The organism is Comamonas sp. DB36, assembly GCF_057914905.1.
The window spans coordinates 258252-275041 of sequence record NZ_CP196631.1 but is presented as its reverse complement, the minus strand read 5'-3'; the positions used below and the strand labels follow the sequence as shown (position 1 = coordinate 275041).

Sequence of the window (16790 nt, the reverse complement as noted above, 5' to 3'; positions counted from 1 at the left end):
TGATGCTAAGAATTAAGCCAGGACCTTGGCAACCACACCAGCGCCGACCGTACGACCACCTTCGCGGATGGCGAAGCGCAGGCCTTCTTCCATGGCGATGGGGGCAATCAGCTTGACCGTGATCGACACGTTGTCGCCAGGCATGACCATTTCCTTGCCTTCAGGCAACTCGATCGCACCGGTCACGTCCGTGGTACGGAAGTAGAACTGGGGACGGTAGTTGTTGAAGAAAGGCGTGTGGCGGCCGCCTTCGTCCTTGCTCAACACGTACACTTCAGCGGTGAAGTGGGTGTGGGGCTTGATCGAACCGGGCTTGCACAGCACTTGGCCGCGCTCGACGTCTTCACGCTTGGTGCCGCGCAGCAGCAGGCCAACGTTGTCGCCGGCTTGACCTTGGTCCAGCAGCTTGCGGAACATTTCCACGCCGGTGCAGGTGGTCTTTTGCGTGTCGCGGATACCGACGACTTCGATTTCTTCGCCGACCTTGATGATGCCGCGCTCGATACGGCCCGTCACCACGGTACCACGACCGGAGATCGAGAACACGTCTTCCACGGGCATCAGGAAAGCGCCGTCCACTGCGCGCTCTGGCTCAGGGATGTACGTGTCCAGAGCGTCGGCCAGCTTTTCGATGGCTTGTTCGCCCAGAGGACCCTTGTCGCCTTCCAGAGCCAGCTTGGCCGAACCACGGATGATCGGGGTGTCGTCGCCAGGGAAGTTGTACTTGTCCAGCAGCTCGCGGACTTCCATTTCCACCAGTTCCAGCAGCTCTTCGTCATCAACCATGTCGCACTTGTTCAGGAACACGATGATGTAAGGAACGCCAACCTGACGGGCCAGCAGGATGTGCTCGCGGGTCTGGGGCATTGGGCCGTCGGCGGCCGAGCAAACCAGGATAGCGCCGTCCATTTGAGCAGCGCCGGTGATCATGTTCTTCACATAGTCGGCGTGGCCTGGGCAGTCAACGTGAGCGTAGTGACGGCCAGCGGTTTCGTATTCGACGTGCGAGGTATTGATGGTGATACCGCGAGCCTTTTCTTCAGGCGCCTTGTCGATTTCGTCGTACTTCTTGGCTTCGCCGCCGAACTTGGCCGACAGGACGGTAGCGATAGCAGCCGTCAGGGTTGTCTTGCCGTGGTCAACGTGACCGATGGTGCCCACGTTGACGTGGGGCTTGGTGCGTTCGAACTTACCTTTTGCCATGAGATTTCTCCAAAAGAGCAAAACCTGTGTGATGTTTAACGTCTGCATCGAATTGCTGATTCCCCCCGCACAGGAAACAGGGAGGCACTCAATCGCAGACCTGGCAAGCCCGCCGGCCATCCTTGCGGACAGCAGACGGGCAAAAACCTATTTTACTTCGTACGAGCAGCCATGATGGCTTCCGAAACGTTACGGGGAGCTTCAGCGTAGTGCTTGAACTCCATCGTGTAGGTAGCGCGACCTTGCGTTGCCGAGCGCAGCGAGGTGGCGTAACCGAACATTTCCGACAGTGGGACTTCGGCCTTGATGGCCTTGCCGCCACCGACCATGTCGTCCATGCCCTGGACCATGCCGCGACGCGAGGACAGATCGCCCATCACGGTACCGGCGTAGTCTTCGGGAGTTTCCACTTCCACGGACATCATGGGTTCCAGGATCACGGGGTTGGCCTTGCGGCAACCTTCCTTGAAACCGAAGATGGCAGCCATCTTGAACGCGAGTTCGTTCGAGTCCACATCGTGGTACGAACCGAAGTGCAGCGTGACCTTGACGTCAACCACGGGGTAGCCGGCCAGCACGCCTTGCGTGACGGCTTCGTTGATACCCTTTTCGACCGCTGGGATGAATTCGCGCGGAACCACACCACCCTTGATCGCGTCGACGAACTCGATGCCCTTGCCGGCTTCGTTGGGTTCGATCTTCAGCACCACGTGACCGTACTGGCCCTTACCGCCCGACTGACGCACGAACTTGCCTTCGGCATCTTCGACGGTCTTGCGGATGGTTTCGCGGTAAGCCACTTGTGGCTTGCCGACGTTGGCTTCAACGCCGAATTCGCGCTTCATGCGGTCGACAATGATTTCCAGGTGCAGCTCGCCCATACCGGCGATGATGGTCTGACCCGATTCTTCGTCGGAACGCACGCGGAACGACGGATCTTCAGCGGCCAGGCGCGACAGGGCGATGCCCATCTTTTCCTGGTCGGCCTTGGTCTTGGGTTCCACAGCCTGGGCAATCACGGGCTCGGGGAAGACCATGCGTTCCAGGATGATGGGGTCGTTGATGTCGGCCAGCGTTTCGCCGGTCGTCACGTCCTTCAGGCCCACGCAGGCAGCGATGTCACCGGCGCGAATTTCTTCGACTTCCAGGCGTTCGTTGGCATGCATCTGCACGATACGGCCGATACGTTCCTTCTTGCCCTTGACCGCGTTCAGGACGGTGTCGCCCTTGGTCAAGACGCCCGAGTAAACGCGCACGAAGGTCAACTGGCCCACGAACGGGTCGGTCATCAGCTTGAACGCCAGCGCAGCGAACTTCTCGCTGTCGTCGGCCTTGCGGGTCAGCTTCTTTTCTTCGTTCTCGGGATCGGTACCTTCGATAGCAGGCACTTCCACGGGAGCGGGCAGGAACTGGATCACGGCGTCGAGCATGCGCTGCACGCCCTTGTTCTTGAAGGCCGAGCCGCACAGCATGGGCTGGATTTCAACAGCCAGGGTACGCGTGCGCAGGCCGCTCATGATTTCCTCTTCGGAGAGCGTGCCCTCTTCCAAGTACTTGTTCATCAGCTCTTCGCTGGCTTCAGCCGCGGCTTCGACCATCTTTTCGCGCCACTCGTTCGCCACGTCGATCAGGTCGGCGGGGATTTCGCGGTATTCGAACTTCATGCCCTGCGACTTTTCGTCCCAGTAGATGGCCTTCATCTTGACCAGATCGACCACGCCTTCGAAGTTGTCTTCGGCGCCGATTGGCACGACGATTGGCACGGGCGAAGCCTTCAGGCGCAGCTTCATCTGCTCGACGACCTTGAAGAAGTTGGCACCGGTACGGTCCATCTTGTTCACGAAGGCCAGGCGAGGAACCTTGTACTTGTTGGCTTGGCGCCACACGGTTTCCGACTGAGGCTGCACGCCGCCCACGGCGCAGTACACCATGCAGGCGCCGTCCAGCACGCGCATCGAGCGCTCGACTTCAATCGTGAAGTCAACGTGGCCGGGGGTGTCGATGATGTTGAAGCGGTGCTCGGGGAACGAGTGGTCCATGCCCGACCAGAAGCAGGTCGTGGCAGCGGAAGTGATCGTGATGCCGCGCTCTTGCTCTTGCTCCATCCAGTCCATGGTGGCAGCGCCATCGTGCACTTCGCCCAGCTTGTGGTTCACGCCGGTATAGAACAGGATACGCTCGGTGGTGGTTGTCTTACCTGCGTCGATGTGAGCGGAAATACCGATGTTGCGGTAGCGCTCAATGGGGGTCTTGCGAGCCATGGTGGATCCTTAATTGATCATCTGGAGAATCACTGCCACTCCAACAAAGTGGGCAACAGTTAATTTGGGGGCGCTCTGAATCGAGACAAGGCCGCAGGCAAATATTTGCGAGCGGCCCCGTGTCAAGAAAGCGCTAACGCCGTTTAGAAGCGGAAGTGGCTGAAAGCCTTGTTGGCTTCGGCCATACGGTGCACTTCGTCACGCTTCTTCATCGCGCCGCCACGACCTTCGGTCGCTTCCAGCAGCTCGTTGGCCAGGCGTTGAGCCATGGACTTTTCACCGCGCTTGCGAGCGGCTTCCTTGAGCCAGCGCATGGACAGAGCCAGGCGACGGACAGGGCGCACTTCAACAGGCACTTGGTAGTTTGCACCACCCACGCGGCGGGACTTGACTTCCACCATGGGCTTCACGTTGTTGATAGCAACCACGAAGGCTTCCAGAGGATCCTTATCGGGGTGCTTCTTGTGGATCAGTTCCAGGGCGCCATAAATGATGCGCTCTGCAACTGCCTTCTTGCCGCCTTCCATGATCACGTTCATGAATTTGGACAGCTCTACGTTGCCGAACTTAGGATCCGGCAGAATTTCACGTTTGGGGACTTCGCGACGACGTGGCATTTTTTACCTCTATCTTTGCTTCAGTTGGCATCTTTTCAGACACCGCGGGGGTCAACAGGACTCCCACTTACTCGACCCACGCAAAACACTTGCGCTTGGGGTCACTACGTTTGAACTACCTGCCCGGCAGGACAAACACCGAAAATCTGTCTACAAAAAGGCTTAGGCCTTCTTGGGACGCTTGGCACCGTACTTGGAGCGCGATTGCTTGCGATCCTTGACGCCTTGCAAGTCGAGCGAACCACGGACGATGTGGTAGCGAACACCTGGCAAATCCTTGACACGACCGCCGCGAACCAGCACGACGCTGTGTTCCTGCAGGTTGTGGCCTTCACCGCCGATGTACGAAATGACCTCGAAACCGTTGGTCAGGCGCACCTTGGCGACCTTACGCAGAGCGGAGTTAGGCTTCTTAGGCGTCGTGGTGTACACACGTGTGCACACGCCGCGGCGCTGTGGAGAGTTTTCCATCGCAGGGCTCTTGGACTTGATCGTTTCGACCGAGCGCCCCTGACGAACGAGCTGGTTAATGGTTGGCATGTATACGTCCCTAAACGTAAAAAACGAAAACGTGAATCCCTTCGGAATTTCCGAAAAGCATTCGACTGTAGCAGCTTGGGCGCATCAAAGCAAGCCGGTCTGCCAGCAGCCCTGAATGCATTGCATGTACTGGGCTGCTAGACAGCTGCATCGAATGCTTACTTTATCCAGAGGCGGATGGCGTCCCAGAGGCGGCCGAAGAAGCCTGCCTGCTCGACGGCTTCCAGCGCCACCAGTGGCACTTCGGCAACAGCCTGGCCGTCCAGCGTGACCTTGAGCGTGCCCATGGACTGGCCCTTGGTGAACGGCGCGATCAGCGGATCCTGGCGCACGACTTCGGTCTTGAGCTTGCCGGCCGAGCCCGCAGGCACGGTCACGACGATGGCGTGCGGCTGGCCGATCTGGATGGTGCCGGCCTGGCCCTTCCACACTTCCGGCGTGGCCACGGGCTGGCCGGCGTCGAACAGCTTGACCGAGTCGAACGCGGTATAGCCCCAGTTCAGCAGCTTCTGGCTTTCGGTGGCGCGCGCATTCGCGCTCGCAGCACCGAGCACGATAGACAACAGGCGGCGCTCGCCCACCTGGGGCATGGTGCGCTTGGCGGTCGACACCAGGCAGTAGCCGGCGGCCGCGGTGTGGCCGGTCTTGAGGCCGTCGACCGTGGGATCGCGGAACAGCAGCGTGTTGCGGTTGGTGCCGTTGGACGCGGGCGTGCCTTCGTAGTGGTACTGCTTGGTCGCGTAGTAGTGCATGTACTCGGGGAACTCCTGCATCAGGCGCTGGGCCAGGATGGACAGGTCGCGCGCCGTGGTCAGGTGGCCGGGCTCGGTCAGGCCTTCGGGGTTCTTGTAGTTCGTGCCCTTCATGCCCAGGGCCTTGGCCTGTTCATTCATCAGGCGCACGAAGTTTTCCTGCGAACCGCCCACGCCTTCGGCCAGCGCCATGGTGGCGTCGTTGCCCGACTGGACGATCATGCCCTTGATCAGGTCATCGACGGGCACCTGCATCTTGGGGTCGATGAACATGCGCGAACCGGGCATTTTCCAGGCGCGTTCGCTGACCGGGAAGCGCTGCTCGAGCGTGATTTTCTTGGCGCGCAGTGCGTCGAACACCAGATAGCCGGTCATCAGCTTGGTCAGCGAGGCCTGCTCGATGGGCACATCGATGTCCTTGGCGCCCAGGACCTGGTTGGCGGTGACGTCGATCAGCAGGTAGTTGCGCGCGGCGATTTCGGGAGGCTGGGGCTGGCTGATCTGGGCCAGCGCAAATGTGGGCGCCAACGCGGGCGCCATTGCCACGGTAACGGCAATAACACGCAAGGTGTTGAAAATCGGGGTCATGTAAAGCTCGGGGGAATAGCTGAAAAAACGCCCGCCAATGCAGCGAGCGACGAAGCGTGGCTGGCGGCTGCGGCCGCCAACCTGAAGGCGTCACAGACCCGGCAGCAGGTGGCGGACCACCAGGCTCTTGAGCAGCGGCAATTGTCCGTGAAAGAAATGACCGCCTCCGGGGACAACTGTGACAGGGAGTATCTGCGGGCGCGCCCAGTCCATGACCGACGCCAGCTCCACGGTGTCATCGGCTTCGCCATGCACGACCAGCGTGCGCTGCTGCGCCTCGGCGGGCACGGGCGCGACGCTGAAGCGGCTGGTGGCCGTGCCGACCAGCACCGCGCGCTCGACCCGGCCTTCGGGCCAGAGCCGGGCCAGCGCGTGGCTGGTCACGAACGCGCCGAACGAGAAGCCGGCCAGCGCGATCGGGCCTTCGGGCGCGACCTGGCGCACGACTTCCAGCAGATCCTGGAGCTCGCCCTGGCCTGCGTCATGCGTGCCGGCGCTCGCGCCCACGCCACGGAAGTTGAAGCGCACGGCGGTGAAGCCACTTTGCACGAAGGCACGCGCCAGGGTCTGCACGACCTTGTTGTCCATGGTGCCGCCAAACAGCGGATGGGGGTGGGCGATGACGGCCACACCGCGCAGTGGCTGGCCCGCGTTCAGTACAGCGGCGTCGCGCAGCGCCTCGATGGCGCCGGCGGCGCCCGTCAGGGTCAAGCGTTCAGTCTGTGCGTTCAAGTTCGGATTCCGTGGAAGCGGCGCGCGCCCGGGGCAGACGCGCGCCTGAAAAAACAAGGGTTGCTCGGATGGAGTGGGTTTCAGCGGCCAAGTTCCGGCGGTGTGAGCAAACGCTCGACAATCTGCCCGTTCTTCAGATGCGATTCGACAATTTCATCAATGTCGCTGTCGTCGATGAAGGTGTACCAGGTGCCTTCGGGATAGACCACGGCGACCGGGCCACCCGCGCAGCGGTCCAGGCAACCGGCCTTGTTGACGCGCACCTTGCCGGGGCCGGACAGGCCCGCGGCCTTGACCTGGGACTTGCAACGGTCGAATCCGGCCTTGGCGCCGTGCAGCGCGCAGCAGTCCTCACCTCCGGGCCGCTCATTCAGGCAGAAGAATATGTGACGGCTGTAGTAGCCGCCTGCGCTCTGGTCGGAAGTTTGGTCGCTCATGGGTGTCCATTTTAGGCGTGCGATCCCGAACGCTGCCCGCACGCGCAGGCCGGTCCGGGTGGCACAGGTTGAATCAGGCGGGGCGGCGCGGCCGGTCGCGGCGCGCCACCTGGAGCAGCACATAGCCCAGCGTCGCATAGGGCCAGATCCAGCCCAGCCATTGTCCCAGCCCGTAGAAGCGGATGAAGCGGCCCTGCTCCCAGGTCTGCAGCGTCTGCGCGAAATAGGCACTGGTCGGCGCCTGGTTGAGCAGGCTCAGCTGCCACATCAGCACCAGCAGCAGCACGGCCGCGCAGGCGCGCCCGGGCAGCGCGATCAGCGCCGCGGCCAGCGCCAGCGCGAACCAGATCGCGAGCTGGGCCGGCACGCCAAGCCACTCCCAGGCATGGGCCGGGCCGTAGCTCAGCGCCCATGACAGCGCCGTGGCCGCAATGCCCAGCCCCACGCCCAGCACGGCCAGCACCGCGCGCCGGCCGATATGCGGCACCACGCAGTAGGCCAGCAGGCAGGGTGCAAGCAGACCCAGCAGCTCGCACAGCAGCTCGCCGGCCGGCGACAGCGGCACCAGCGAAGCCTCACGCAGCGGCAGCCATTCAAGGAAAGGCGTGTCTTCGAGCAGCTCGGTCAATGCCGACTCGAGGCGTTCAAAAACCTGGCCCAGGCTGAACGGCACGGCTGCGGGCACCAGCAGCGCCATGGGCCACAGCACCAGCAGCACGATGGCGCCGCGCGCCTGCGCGCTGAACCAGCGCGCGCGAAACACGCTCCAGCGCTCGAGCGCACCCAGGCGTTCGAGCGCCAGCGCGAGCAGCCCGCCTATCAGTGTTCCGCTGGCGTTAAGCACCAGGTCCATGTTCGACGGCACGCGCCGCGGCAGATAGATCTGCAGGAACTCCATCGATGCCGACAGCAGCGTTCCGGCCAGTGCCGCCACGGGCACGGCCGCGCGCGGCATGCCCGAGCGCTGCAAGGCCAGCGCCAGCAGAAAGCCCAGCGGCGCGTAGCCGACGACGTTCATGTTGACGTCGAACCAGGTCCAGTAGGGCGGAGGAATGGTGGCCGTGAAAAACACCCAGGGATTGATGCCCTGGGCCCGCCAGCCCGTGAAAGGAAACAGGCTCGCGAAAAAAATCAGCGCCGAGTAAACGAGCGCCAGTGGCCAGGCAGAAGTCTTGTGCACTGCGCGGCGGCTCCGAGCTTCACTCAAAAGGGCTTGACGACCACCAGCACGACTGCGGCGACCAGCAGCAGCACCGGCACTTCATTGAACCAGCGGTACCAGCGGTGGCTGCGCTGGTTCACGTCATCGATGAACTTGCGCAGCAGCCGGCCGCACGCATGGTGGTAGCCCAGCGCCAGCAGCACGATGAACAGCTTGGCATGCATCCAGCCGTTGCCCGGGCCGCGGCCTATGCCATAGCCCTGCCACAGCCAAAGGCCCAGCAGCAGCGCCGGCACCGCAAGCAGCGTGGTGAAGCGCATCAGCTTGCGCGCCATCAGGATCAGCCGCTCGCGCTCGGCGACCGAACCCGGAGTGACCATGGCCAGATTCACGAAGATACGCGGCAGATAGAACAGTCCCGCGAACCAGCTCGCAACGAACACGATATGAAAAGCTTTGACCCATAGCATATGCCCAGTGTACGGGCGCGGCCCGCCCCGCCGGCCCGCGCGGGCGCAAAACCGTACGCCAATGCTTGCGCGCTGCCAAGTTGCCAGCCCCGCAGTCGCAGGTTTTGCCGCTCCCCGCCCCTGCGGAATGGCGAATGGGGCACAATTTTCGTTATGCATCTTTCCAGCCCTACCCCGTTTCCCCTCAACCGCCCGCGTCGTCTGCGCCGCGATCCGTTCACGCGCAATCTGGTGCGAGAGAACCTGGTGACGGCCCACGACCTGATCTATCCGGTGTTCGTGCACGAAGGAACGCAGCGGCGCGAAGCCGTCACGTCCATGCCCGGTGTGGACCGCCTGAGCCTGGACCTGCTGCTGCCCGTGGCCGAGGAATGCGTGCAACTGGGCATCCCGGTGCTGGCGCTGTTTCCGGCCATCGACGCCGCGCTCAAGACGCCCGACGGCAAGGAGGCGCTCAATCCCGACGGCCTGATTCCGCGCGTGGTACGCGCGCTCAAGAAGGAGTTTCCCGACCTGGGCGTGATGACCGATGTGGCGCTCGACCCCTACACCAGCCACGGCCAGGACGGCGTGCTCGACGCCACGGGCTACATCATCAATGACGAGACCGTCGAAATCCTCGTCGGCCAGGCGCTGACCCATGCCGAAGCCGGCGTGGACATCGTCGCGCCCAGCGACATGATGGACGGGCGCATTGGTGCGGTGCGCGAAGCGCTGGAAAACCACGGCCACATCCACACCCGCATCATGGCCTACAGCGCCAAGTACGCGAGCGCGTTCTACGGGCCGTTTCGCGATGCCGTGGGCACGCGCGGCGCGCTCGGCAAGGCCGACAAGAACGTCTACCAGATGGACCCGGGCAACAGCGATGAAGCGCTGCGCGAAGTCGCGCTCGACCTGGCCGAAGGCGCCGACATGGTGATGGTCAAGCCCGGCATGCCGTATCTGGACATCGTGCGCCGCGTCAAGGACGAGTTCAAGGTGCCGACCTTCGCCTACCAGGTCTCGGGCGAGTACGCGATGATCAAGGCGGCCGCGGCCAATGGCTGGCTGGACCACGACGCGGTGATGCTCGAAAGCCTGCTGGCCTTCAAGCGCGCGGGCGCCGATGGCGTGCTCACGTACTTCGCTATCGACGCTGCGAAAAAGCTGCAGCAGCGCTGAGCGAATTCCGGGCCATGCGCACCCTCCACATCGCCGCCACCGGTCCGGCCCAGGACTTGGGCGAGGAGCTGCCGCTGGCCCCGCCGGCGGCCACGGGCTTCTACTGGGTCTCGTGCACGCGCTCCGAGTTCGCGGCCCAGTTGCCTGCGCTGCAGTCGATGCTGCTGCGGCTGTGCCGCGTACCGCTGGTCGACCTGCATGTCTCCGATCTGCTCAACGCCCAGCTGCCGTCGAACTACGACGCGACCTCGCAGTACGACCTGCTGGTGTTCCAGCGGCTGGCCTCGGCCGAAAGCGGCGACGCCGCGCCCGCCGATGCCAGGGCGCTGCACGGCCCGCCGGTGCTCACGCGCATCGTCACGCGGCCCGTGGGCATGGTGGTGTTCGACCAGCTGCTGCTGACCGTTCACCCCGACGACTGCCCGGTGCACGCCTATTTCCTGCTGCGGTTGCTGTCGGAGCAGCCCATAGACGCGCGCGGCGGCCCGGCCAAGCGCACCAACAGCCCGGCCGACCTGATGCTGCGTCTGGTCAACCACATGGTCGATGGCTATCTGGAGCTGCGGCGCGACCTCACGCGCCAGCTCGATCACTGGCAGTCGGCACTGCTCGAGCCCAAGGCGCGGATCTCGAACTGGAGCGCCATTCTCGACGCGCGCCTGGCGCTGCACCAGCTTGACGAGATCTGCGAGGACCAGCGCGCCGCGATCCAGGAATGGATAGAGGCGCTCGACGCCTGGCCCGCCGAGTCCATGCCCACCCTGCAGCGCGAACGCGAACTGCTCAAGGTGCGCTCGCGCGACGTGCTTGAGCATATCGAGCGCGTGGTCCACCATGTGCGCCGCCTCGAGCAAAGTGCCGAGACCGCGGTGCAGATGCATTTCTCGCTGCAGAGCAACCGCGCCAACGACATCATGCGCACGCTGACCACGATCACCGCCGTGTTCCTGCCGCTGAACCTGATTGCCGCGGTGTTCGGCATGAATTTCGAGTTCATTCCGCTGGTGCACAAGCAGGACGGCTTCTGGTGGGCCGTCGCCGGCATGGGCGTGGTGTCGCTGGTGCTGATTTCCTTCTTCTGGCGCAAGCGCTATCTGGACCGGCTGGAACGCGCGCCGTAGAAATCCTCAGGCCAGATGCCGGTCGAAGAAGGCCAGCGTGCGATCGCGCGCCACCAGCGCACTGCTTTCGTCATAGGCGCCGCGCTGGTCGCAGTTGAAGCCGTGGTCGGCGTCGTACAGATGGATTTCAACTTCAGGGTGGGCCCGGCCGAAGGCCTGGACCGAATCCACGGAGATCCAATGGTCCTGGCGCGCGAAATGCGCGAGCACCGGGCATTGCGGCGCCCGCGCCACTTCGGCCGGCGTGGTCATGCCACCGCCGTAATAGGCGACGGCCGCGGCCAGGCCGGGCAGCGTGCAGGCCGCGCGCCAGGTCATCAGGCCGCCCCAGCAGAAGCCCACGATGCCGACCTTGCCGCCGCTGATCGCCGCGGCATGCGCGATCGCCGCCTGCACTTCGGCCATCGCGCCCGGCGCGGGCAGGGCTTCGGTCGCGGCCTTGAGCGCCATGCCGCGCTCCATGTCGGCCGGCGCATAGCCCAGGTCCACATCGGGCTGCACGCGCGCGAACAGCGACGGTGCCACGGCCACATAGCCACGCGCCGCGAAGCGCTCGGTCACGGCCTGGATATGACTGTTGACGCCGAAGATCTCCTGCAGCACCACGATGGCGCCACGCACCGGGCCGTCAGGCACCGCCACCCACGCGGGGGCGCTGAAACCGTCGGTCGAGGTCAGATTGACAAAACTTCCCATGCTGTGCTCCGTTCGATGTTGGATTGACACGCCGCCGATGGGCGACAGGTGCTGTAATGGCGCAGCAATGCGCGATCAACGTGCATTTTCACAGGAGACCGCATGACGCACCAGACGCCAGTTCAGACCGGCCCCATCGAGTTCCGCGGAGGCCCGCACTGATGGACCTCAAACCGCTGATCACGCTGGTGGCCATCGTCAATCCGCTGGCCATCATTCCGTTCTTCATCCACTACACCCAGGGCTTCAGCGACGCCCAGCGGCGCGACACCATACGCACCGCGTCCTTCAGCGCGTTCTGCGTGATCTCGGCCTGCGCGTTGCTCGGACTGCAGGTGCTCGACTTCTTCAACATCTCGCTGCAGAGCTTTCAGGTTGGCGGCGGCCTGTTGCTGCTGATCAGCGCGATGAACATGCTCAATGCGCGCCCGGCCGAAGACCGACCGAGCGCAGCGACGCTGGAGGCGGGCGTCGAAAAGGCCGCCATGGGCAACAGCATTGCGGTGGTTCCGCTGACCATTCCGCTGCTGACCGGGCCGGCCGCGATGTCGACGGTGGTGATCTATGCCGATCAGGCCAAGGACATCTGGCAACACCTGGCGCTGATAGGCTACGGCGTGGTGGTGGCGCTGGCGACCGCCATCTGCTTTTCGCTGGCGCAGCCGATTGCGCGCGTGCTGGGTCGCACCGGCATCAACGTCATGACCCGGCTGATGGGACTGATACTGGCCGCGCTCGCGGTCGAAGTCATGGCCGGCGGGCTGACCAAGATGTTTCCGGTGCTGGCGATGCGCTAGCCGGAGGTGCGCGCTGCACTGCCAGTGCAGCGCTCCCTGCCCCGGCCCGACAGGGCATTGCAGCGAGCCTGGGCGAACTTGTCGGCATGGGCCGCGCGGGCCGGCCGGCCCTGGGCCAGGCGCTGGCGCCGGGTTTCCAGATCCGCCTTGGCGACTTCGGCCCAGCCGTGGGCCCAGCGCTCGCAAAGCTCGGCGGCATCGCCATGGCGGTTTTCACAGTCCTGCATGTCCTCTCTGAACTGCAGTGAAATCCGCCGCTTCGCGGCCATCTGCTCCGACGCCGCCGAACCGAGGGCAGCGCTGCCCAGGGCCGCCAGCGAGGTAAAAACGCACACGCTCAAAAGCACACGCACCTTGCGCAGGGATTGCATAGTTCACTCCTTTTTCTCACCTGCGCGCGCATGGTCATGCGCGAATGCGGATGGGTCCAGGCAATAAATTATCGCAATCGACCAGGATTGATCAATAGCATGCGCAAAGGCTGGGAGGACTTTAGAAGAAGCGCAGCCCAGGCCGCGTAGGGAGAGAACAGGCAAGCGCCGTCAGCAACTGCCTACGCCAAACGGGCACAGGGCCGGCTTCAACGCCCTAGTTGCTGCAGCCAGGCCTGCATGTCGGCCACGACCTTGTCGGTCGCCTGGGTCAGCGCGCGCACGCCGCTGGCCGCGTCGGCGCCGGCCGCGGGCTGCTGCGCGATGAAGGTCGTCTGCCCCAGCAGCACATCGCCCTGCGGCTGCCGGTCGACGAGCGAAGCGCGCAGCCGCACCCAGCCCACGCTCTCCTGCGCCGACAGGAACACATGGCTGAATTCCTCCAGCTCGACCTTGAGCACCGCGGGCGACTGGCCCTGCACCTTGGGCTGGGCCGTGCCGTCGCCGCCCAGCAGCACGGCGCGGTCGCGGCCCAGGCCGCTGCTCAGGCGCTGCTGCACCAGTTGCACGGGCGGCCGCGTCCAGCGCGCGAGCTGATAAGGGCGCACCACCTGGGCATCGGCATAGGCCAGACGGTAGAGCACGGAAGTTTCGGAGTCGCGCAGGCCAGGCGCTTCGACTTCGGCCAGCGCGATCGCCGGGCGCTGGGCCTGGGACGCGGGCGCAGCGGCGACAGGCTCGGGGCCGAAGTCGTAGCGCACGGGCTGGGCGGGCGGCTTGGGCAGCACCGAGCAGCCTGCAAGCCACAGGCAGGCGACGGAAACGGCAAGCCGCAGGGCGTTGGTGCGCGCAGTCGCGAACGAAGAAACGGACATGGCGGATTCCTAAGGCGTGGGGGTAGGGGCCGCAAAACCGGGTTCGCCGGGGCCGGGGACGGCGTTGCCGCTGCCGTAGATCACCGATTGCGGGTTGTCGCTGAAGCCGCCCGCGGCGGCGCCGAGCTGGCGCGCGGCGCGCGACACGTCGTCGGCGGCGCGGCTCACATGGGGCAAGGTGGTGCGGCCCAGGCCGTCGGCGGCGCGCACCAGCGCCTGCGTGCCGGTGGCGATCTGTTCCAGCGGCCCATCGGGCGCATTGATGCGCTGCACGGTCTGGCCCAGATCATTGGCGACCGCGGCCGTGCTCTTGCCGGCCTGGTCCAGCGACTGCAGGGCCTTGCGCGCGTCGGCCGTGAGCGCGGGAATATCGGCCAGCGCCGGATCGAGCCTGCTGCTGAGCGTCTGCTGCACGCCGGCCGTGAGATCGCGCACGCCGGCAGCGGCGCCGGCAATGTTCTCCAGCGCGCTGCTGAAGCGCTGCTGGTTTTCGTCGCCCAGCATGTCGTTGAGCCGGCGCGTGACTTCATCGACGCGGCCCAGCAGCGCCGGACCCTGGTCGGCGAGCATGCTCAGCGGCGAGGATTTGAGCCACAGGCGCGGCAGGCCGCTGGCGCCCGGCGGCAGCTGCGGCTGGGGTTCGGCGGCATCGTCCAACTGCACATGGGCCAGGCCGGTGACGCCCTGGTAGCCGAGAACGGCAAAGGTGGTGGGCGAAATCGGCGTTTCCGTGCCCACGGCAATGCGTATCAGCACATTGCCCGCGGCCTGGGGATCGAAGCCGATGTGCACCACCTTGCCCACGGGCACGCCCTTGTAGCGCACGGCGGCCTGGGGCTGCAGGCCGCCAATGCCGTCCTTGGTGGTCAGTTCGTACTGGTTGTACTGGCTGCGGTCCCGGGTCAGCCACATCGAGAGGCCGGCGAGCAATGCCGCCACCAGCACCACGAACAGCCCGGCCGCCATGGCATGCGACTTGTTTTCCATCAGGTTTCTCCTGCGACCGCGTGGTCGCTGCTCAGGGGCGCCATGGCACGCCGGCCCCGCTCTCCCCGGAAAAAGGTTTCGATAAAGGGATGGTCATAGTCCGCGACTTCGCGCGGCGGCCCCGTGACCAGCACCTTCTTCTCGGCCAGAACGGCCACGCGCGAGGACAGTGCGAACAAGGTATCGAGGTCATGGGTCACCATGACCAGCGTCAGCCCCAGCGCCGCGTGCAGCTCGCGCAGCAGCGCGCAGAACTCGTCGGCGCTCGTGGGATCGAGCCCGGCCGTGGGTTCGTCGAGCAGCAGCAGCGGCGGATCCATGATCAGCGCGCGCGCCAGCGCCACACGCTTGATCATGCCGCCCGAGAGGTCGGACGGCATGCGCGTCGCATGCTCGGGCTTGAGCCCGACCATCTGCAGCTTGACCAGGGCCGCGTCGCGGATCAGGTCGTCGGGCAGGCTGCCCTGCTCGCGCAGCGCAAAGGCAATGTTGTCGAGCACGCTGAACGCCGAGAACAGCGCGCCGTGCTGAAACAGCATGCCCACACGGCTGGCCGCGCCCTCGCGCCCCATTTCGGACGCCGGCCGGCCCAGCACTTCGACCGTGCCCTTGGTCGGCGCCAGCAGTCCCAGCATCTGGCGCAGCAGCACGGTCTTGCCCGTGCCCGAGCCACCGACGATGGACAGCATCTCGCCGCGCTCGACCACCAGGTCCAGGTCCTGGTGCACGGCAAACGCCTTGTCGCCCTGGCCGAAAACGCTCCACAGCCCTTCGATGCGCACCACGGGGGCGGAAGCCGGGGCGTCGGGCGCGTGTTGCGCGCGGGTCGTTTCGGTGCTTGTCATCGCGTCAGATGCCCACGTCTTTGAAAAGAATGGCGAACAGCGCGTCGACGATGATCACCATGGTGATCGCCGACACCACCGACGCCGTCGTGCCCCGGCCCAGGCTCTGGGTGTTGGGCTCGACGCGCAAGCCCCAATGGCAGCCGATCAGCGCGATCAGCACGCCGAACACCATGGACTTGCCCATGGCAAGCCACAGATTGGCCGCGTCCACGGCCGCGGGCAGCGCCTGGGCGAAATAGGCGGGCGTGATGCCCATGGTGATATCTGCGGCCAGCATGCCGCCGGCCAGCGCCGCCAGCGTGGTCCAGACCGCGATCAGCGGCATGGCCAGCGCCAGCGCCAGCGCGCGCGGCAGCACCAGCCGGAAGCCATGGGGAATGCCCATGACCTGCATCGCGTCGAGTTCCTCGTTGACGCGCATCACGCCGATCTGCGCGGTGATCGCCGAGCCCGAACGGCCGGCGACGAGGATTGCGGCCAGCATGGGGCCGAGTTCGCGTATCAGCGAAATGCCCAGGATGTTGACGATGAACGATTCGGCGCCGAACTGGCGCAGCTGCAAGGCCATCAGATAGGCCAGCACCACGCCGATCAGAAAGCCCACGAGCGCTGTGATAGGCAGCGCGGTCGTGCCCATGCTGTAGAGATGGCCCGACACATCGCGCCAGGGTGCGCGTTGCGGACGGCGCAGCATGCGAATGAAGTCAAGCAGCAACTGGCCTATCAACTCGACCAGCTCCTTGAGGTGGCTGCAGCCCGAAAGCACCAGCACGCCCAGCTGATCGATCTGTTGCAGAGGGTGCCAGGCGGGCGCGGGCGGCTTTTCGCACTGGCTGTACTTTTCGACATGCGCGAGGATTTCGCGCTGGGCGTCGCTGATCTCGCACTGCGCCGGCCACTTTCCGCCCCAATGGCACCAGAGGATCTGCGCGCCCACATAGTCGAGACGCGCCATGCCGGTCAGATCCCAGACGGAGGCGCCGGACACGGCCTGCAGCTCGCGCTGCAGTCGGCGCCATTGCGCGCGGTCGGCAAAGCTCGCGGCTGTCCAGTCGCCCGTTGTCAGGGCGCGGCCCGAGGCGGAGGAATCGAGCGCAACAGAAGGGGCAAGCGAAGGCGGCATCAAGAGTCAGTGGCGGCGAAATGGAAACCGGGCCGGTCGGCAACCG

Annotated in this window: 18 protein-coding genes; 3 read left to right on the top strand and 15 right to left on the bottom strand. The window is 64.9% G+C overall.

Annotation, left to right across the window (positions count from 1 at the left end; translation table 11 throughout):
• Positions 1-12 precede the first annotated feature (12 nt).
• From tuf to ACSVDO_RS01235, 9 genes are all read right to left on the bottom strand, one after another.
• Positions 13-1203, bottom strand: a complete 1191-nt coding sequence (gene tuf, locus ACSVDO_RS01275; protein WP_489594656.1) for an elongation factor Tu — start codon at positions 1201-1203, stop codon at positions 13-15.
• A 152-nt stretch (positions 1204-1355) separates the two neighbouring features.
• On the bottom strand, positions 1356-3464 hold the full coding sequence (gene fusA / locus ACSVDO_RS01270; RefSeq protein ID WP_332682460.1) for an elongation factor G: 2109 nt from the start codon (positions 3462-3464) through the stop codon (positions 1356-1358).
• Positions 3465-3607: 143 nt separating this feature from the next.
• Positions 3608-4081 carry a 30S ribosomal protein S7 gene (gene rpsG / locus ACSVDO_RS01265; RefSeq protein ID WP_261500499.1) on the bottom strand — a complete coding sequence of 158 codons (474 nt, stop codon included), beginning with the start codon at positions 4079-4081 and terminating at the stop codon, positions 3608-3610.
• 162 nt (positions 4082-4243) lie between these two features.
• Positions 4244-4621 carry a 30S ribosomal protein S12 gene (gene rpsL / locus ACSVDO_RS01260; protein ID WP_159911512.1) on the bottom strand — a complete coding sequence of 126 codons (378 nt, stop codon included), beginning with the start codon at positions 4619-4621 and terminating at the stop codon, positions 4244-4246.
• A gap of 158 nt (positions 4622-4779) precedes the next feature.
• Positions 4780-5961, bottom strand: coding sequence for a D-alanyl-D-alanine carboxypeptidase family protein (locus ACSVDO_RS01255; RefSeq protein WP_332682464.1), 1182 nt, complete (start codon positions 5959-5961; stop codon positions 4780-4782).
• Positions 5962-6051: 90 nt separating this feature from the next.
• Positions 6052-6693 carry an alpha/beta hydrolase gene (locus ACSVDO_RS01250; protein WP_332549938.1) on the bottom strand — a complete coding sequence of 214 codons (642 nt, stop codon included), beginning with the start codon at positions 6691-6693 and terminating at the stop codon, positions 6052-6054.
• Between the two features lie 80 nt (positions 6694-6773).
• Complete coding sequence (locus tag ACSVDO_RS01245) at positions 6774-7130, bottom strand: (2Fe-2S) ferredoxin domain-containing protein (RefSeq protein WP_489594655.1); 357 nt, start codon at positions 7128-7130, stop codon at positions 6774-6776.
• A 73-nt stretch (positions 7131-7203) separates the two neighbouring features.
• Entirely contained in the window at positions 7204-8310 is a 1107-nt protein-coding gene (locus tag ACSVDO_RS01240; protein WP_489594654.1) for a VanZ family protein, read from the bottom strand.
• Positions 8311-8333: 23 nt separating this feature from the next.
• The gene (locus ACSVDO_RS01235) at positions 8334-8762 is read right to left on the bottom strand and encodes a CopD family protein (RefSeq protein ID WP_489594653.1); all 429 of its coding nucleotides are present in this window, start codon (positions 8760-8762) and stop codon (positions 8334-8336) included.
• A 153-nt stretch (positions 8763-8915) separates the two neighbouring features.
• On the opposite strand from ACSVDO_RS01235, the gene hemB reads away from it, so the two are divergent.
• Together hemB and ACSVDO_RS01225 are read left to right on the top strand one after the other, a co-directional pair.
• Positions 8916-9926: a porphobilinogen synthase gene (hemB, locus tag ACSVDO_RS01230; RefSeq protein WP_489594652.1), complete on the top strand. Its 1011-nt coding sequence runs from the start codon at positions 8916-8918 to the stop codon at positions 9924-9926.
• Between the two features lie 14 nt (positions 9927-9940).
• On the top strand, positions 9941-11047 hold the full coding sequence (locus tag ACSVDO_RS01225) for a magnesium transporter CorA family protein (RefSeq protein ID WP_489594651.1): 1107 nt from the start codon (positions 9941-9943) through the stop codon (positions 11045-11047).
• A gap of 6 nt (positions 11048-11053) precedes the next feature.
• Here the strand turns inward: ACSVDO_RS01225 and ACSVDO_RS01220 are convergent, their stop codons facing one another.
• Entirely contained in the window at positions 11054-11743 is a 690-nt protein-coding gene (locus tag ACSVDO_RS01220) for a dienelactone hydrolase family protein (RefSeq protein WP_489594650.1), read from the bottom strand.
• Positions 11744-11904: 161 nt separating this feature from the next.
• On the opposite strand from ACSVDO_RS01220, the gene ACSVDO_RS01215 reads away from it, so the two are divergent.
• Positions 11905-12540 (top strand): MarC family protein, encoded by a 636-nt coding sequence (locus tag ACSVDO_RS01215; protein WP_332536920.1) that lies wholly within the window; start codon positions 11905-11907, stop codon positions 12538-12540.
• Here the strand turns inward: ACSVDO_RS01215 and ACSVDO_RS01210 are convergent.
• From ACSVDO_RS01210 to ACSVDO_RS01190, 5 genes are all read right to left on the bottom strand, one after another.
• Entirely contained in the window at positions 12537-12911 is a 375-nt protein-coding gene (locus tag ACSVDO_RS01210) for a hypothetical protein (RefSeq protein ID WP_489594649.1), read from the bottom strand. The two genes, ACSVDO_RS01215 and ACSVDO_RS01210, sit on opposite strands and share 4 nt — an antisense overlap.
• 209 nt (positions 12912-13120) lie before the next feature.
• A complete protein-coding gene (locus ACSVDO_RS01205; protein WP_332536916.1) occupies positions 13121-13786 on the bottom strand; it encodes an ABC-type transport auxiliary lipoprotein family protein in 666 nt (221 codons plus the stop codon).
• 9 nt (positions 13787-13795) lie between these two features.
• The gene (locus ACSVDO_RS01200) at positions 13796-14773 is read right to left on the bottom strand and encodes an MlaD family protein (RefSeq protein WP_332536914.1); all 978 of its coding nucleotides are present in this window, start codon (positions 14771-14773) and stop codon (positions 13796-13798) included.
• Complete coding sequence (locus tag ACSVDO_RS01195) at positions 14773-15618, bottom strand: ABC transporter ATP-binding protein (RefSeq protein ID WP_489594648.1); 846 nt, start codon at positions 15616-15618, stop codon at positions 14773-14775. Before ACSVDO_RS01195 ends, ACSVDO_RS01200 begins: the two co-directional genes overlap by 1 nt.
• 4 nt (positions 15619-15622) lie before the next feature.
• On the bottom strand, positions 15623-16744 hold the full coding sequence (locus ACSVDO_RS01190) for an MlaE family ABC transporter permease (protein ID WP_489594647.1): 1122 nt from the start codon (positions 16742-16744) through the stop codon (positions 15623-15625).
• Between the last annotated feature and the right edge of the window lie 46 nt (positions 16745-16790).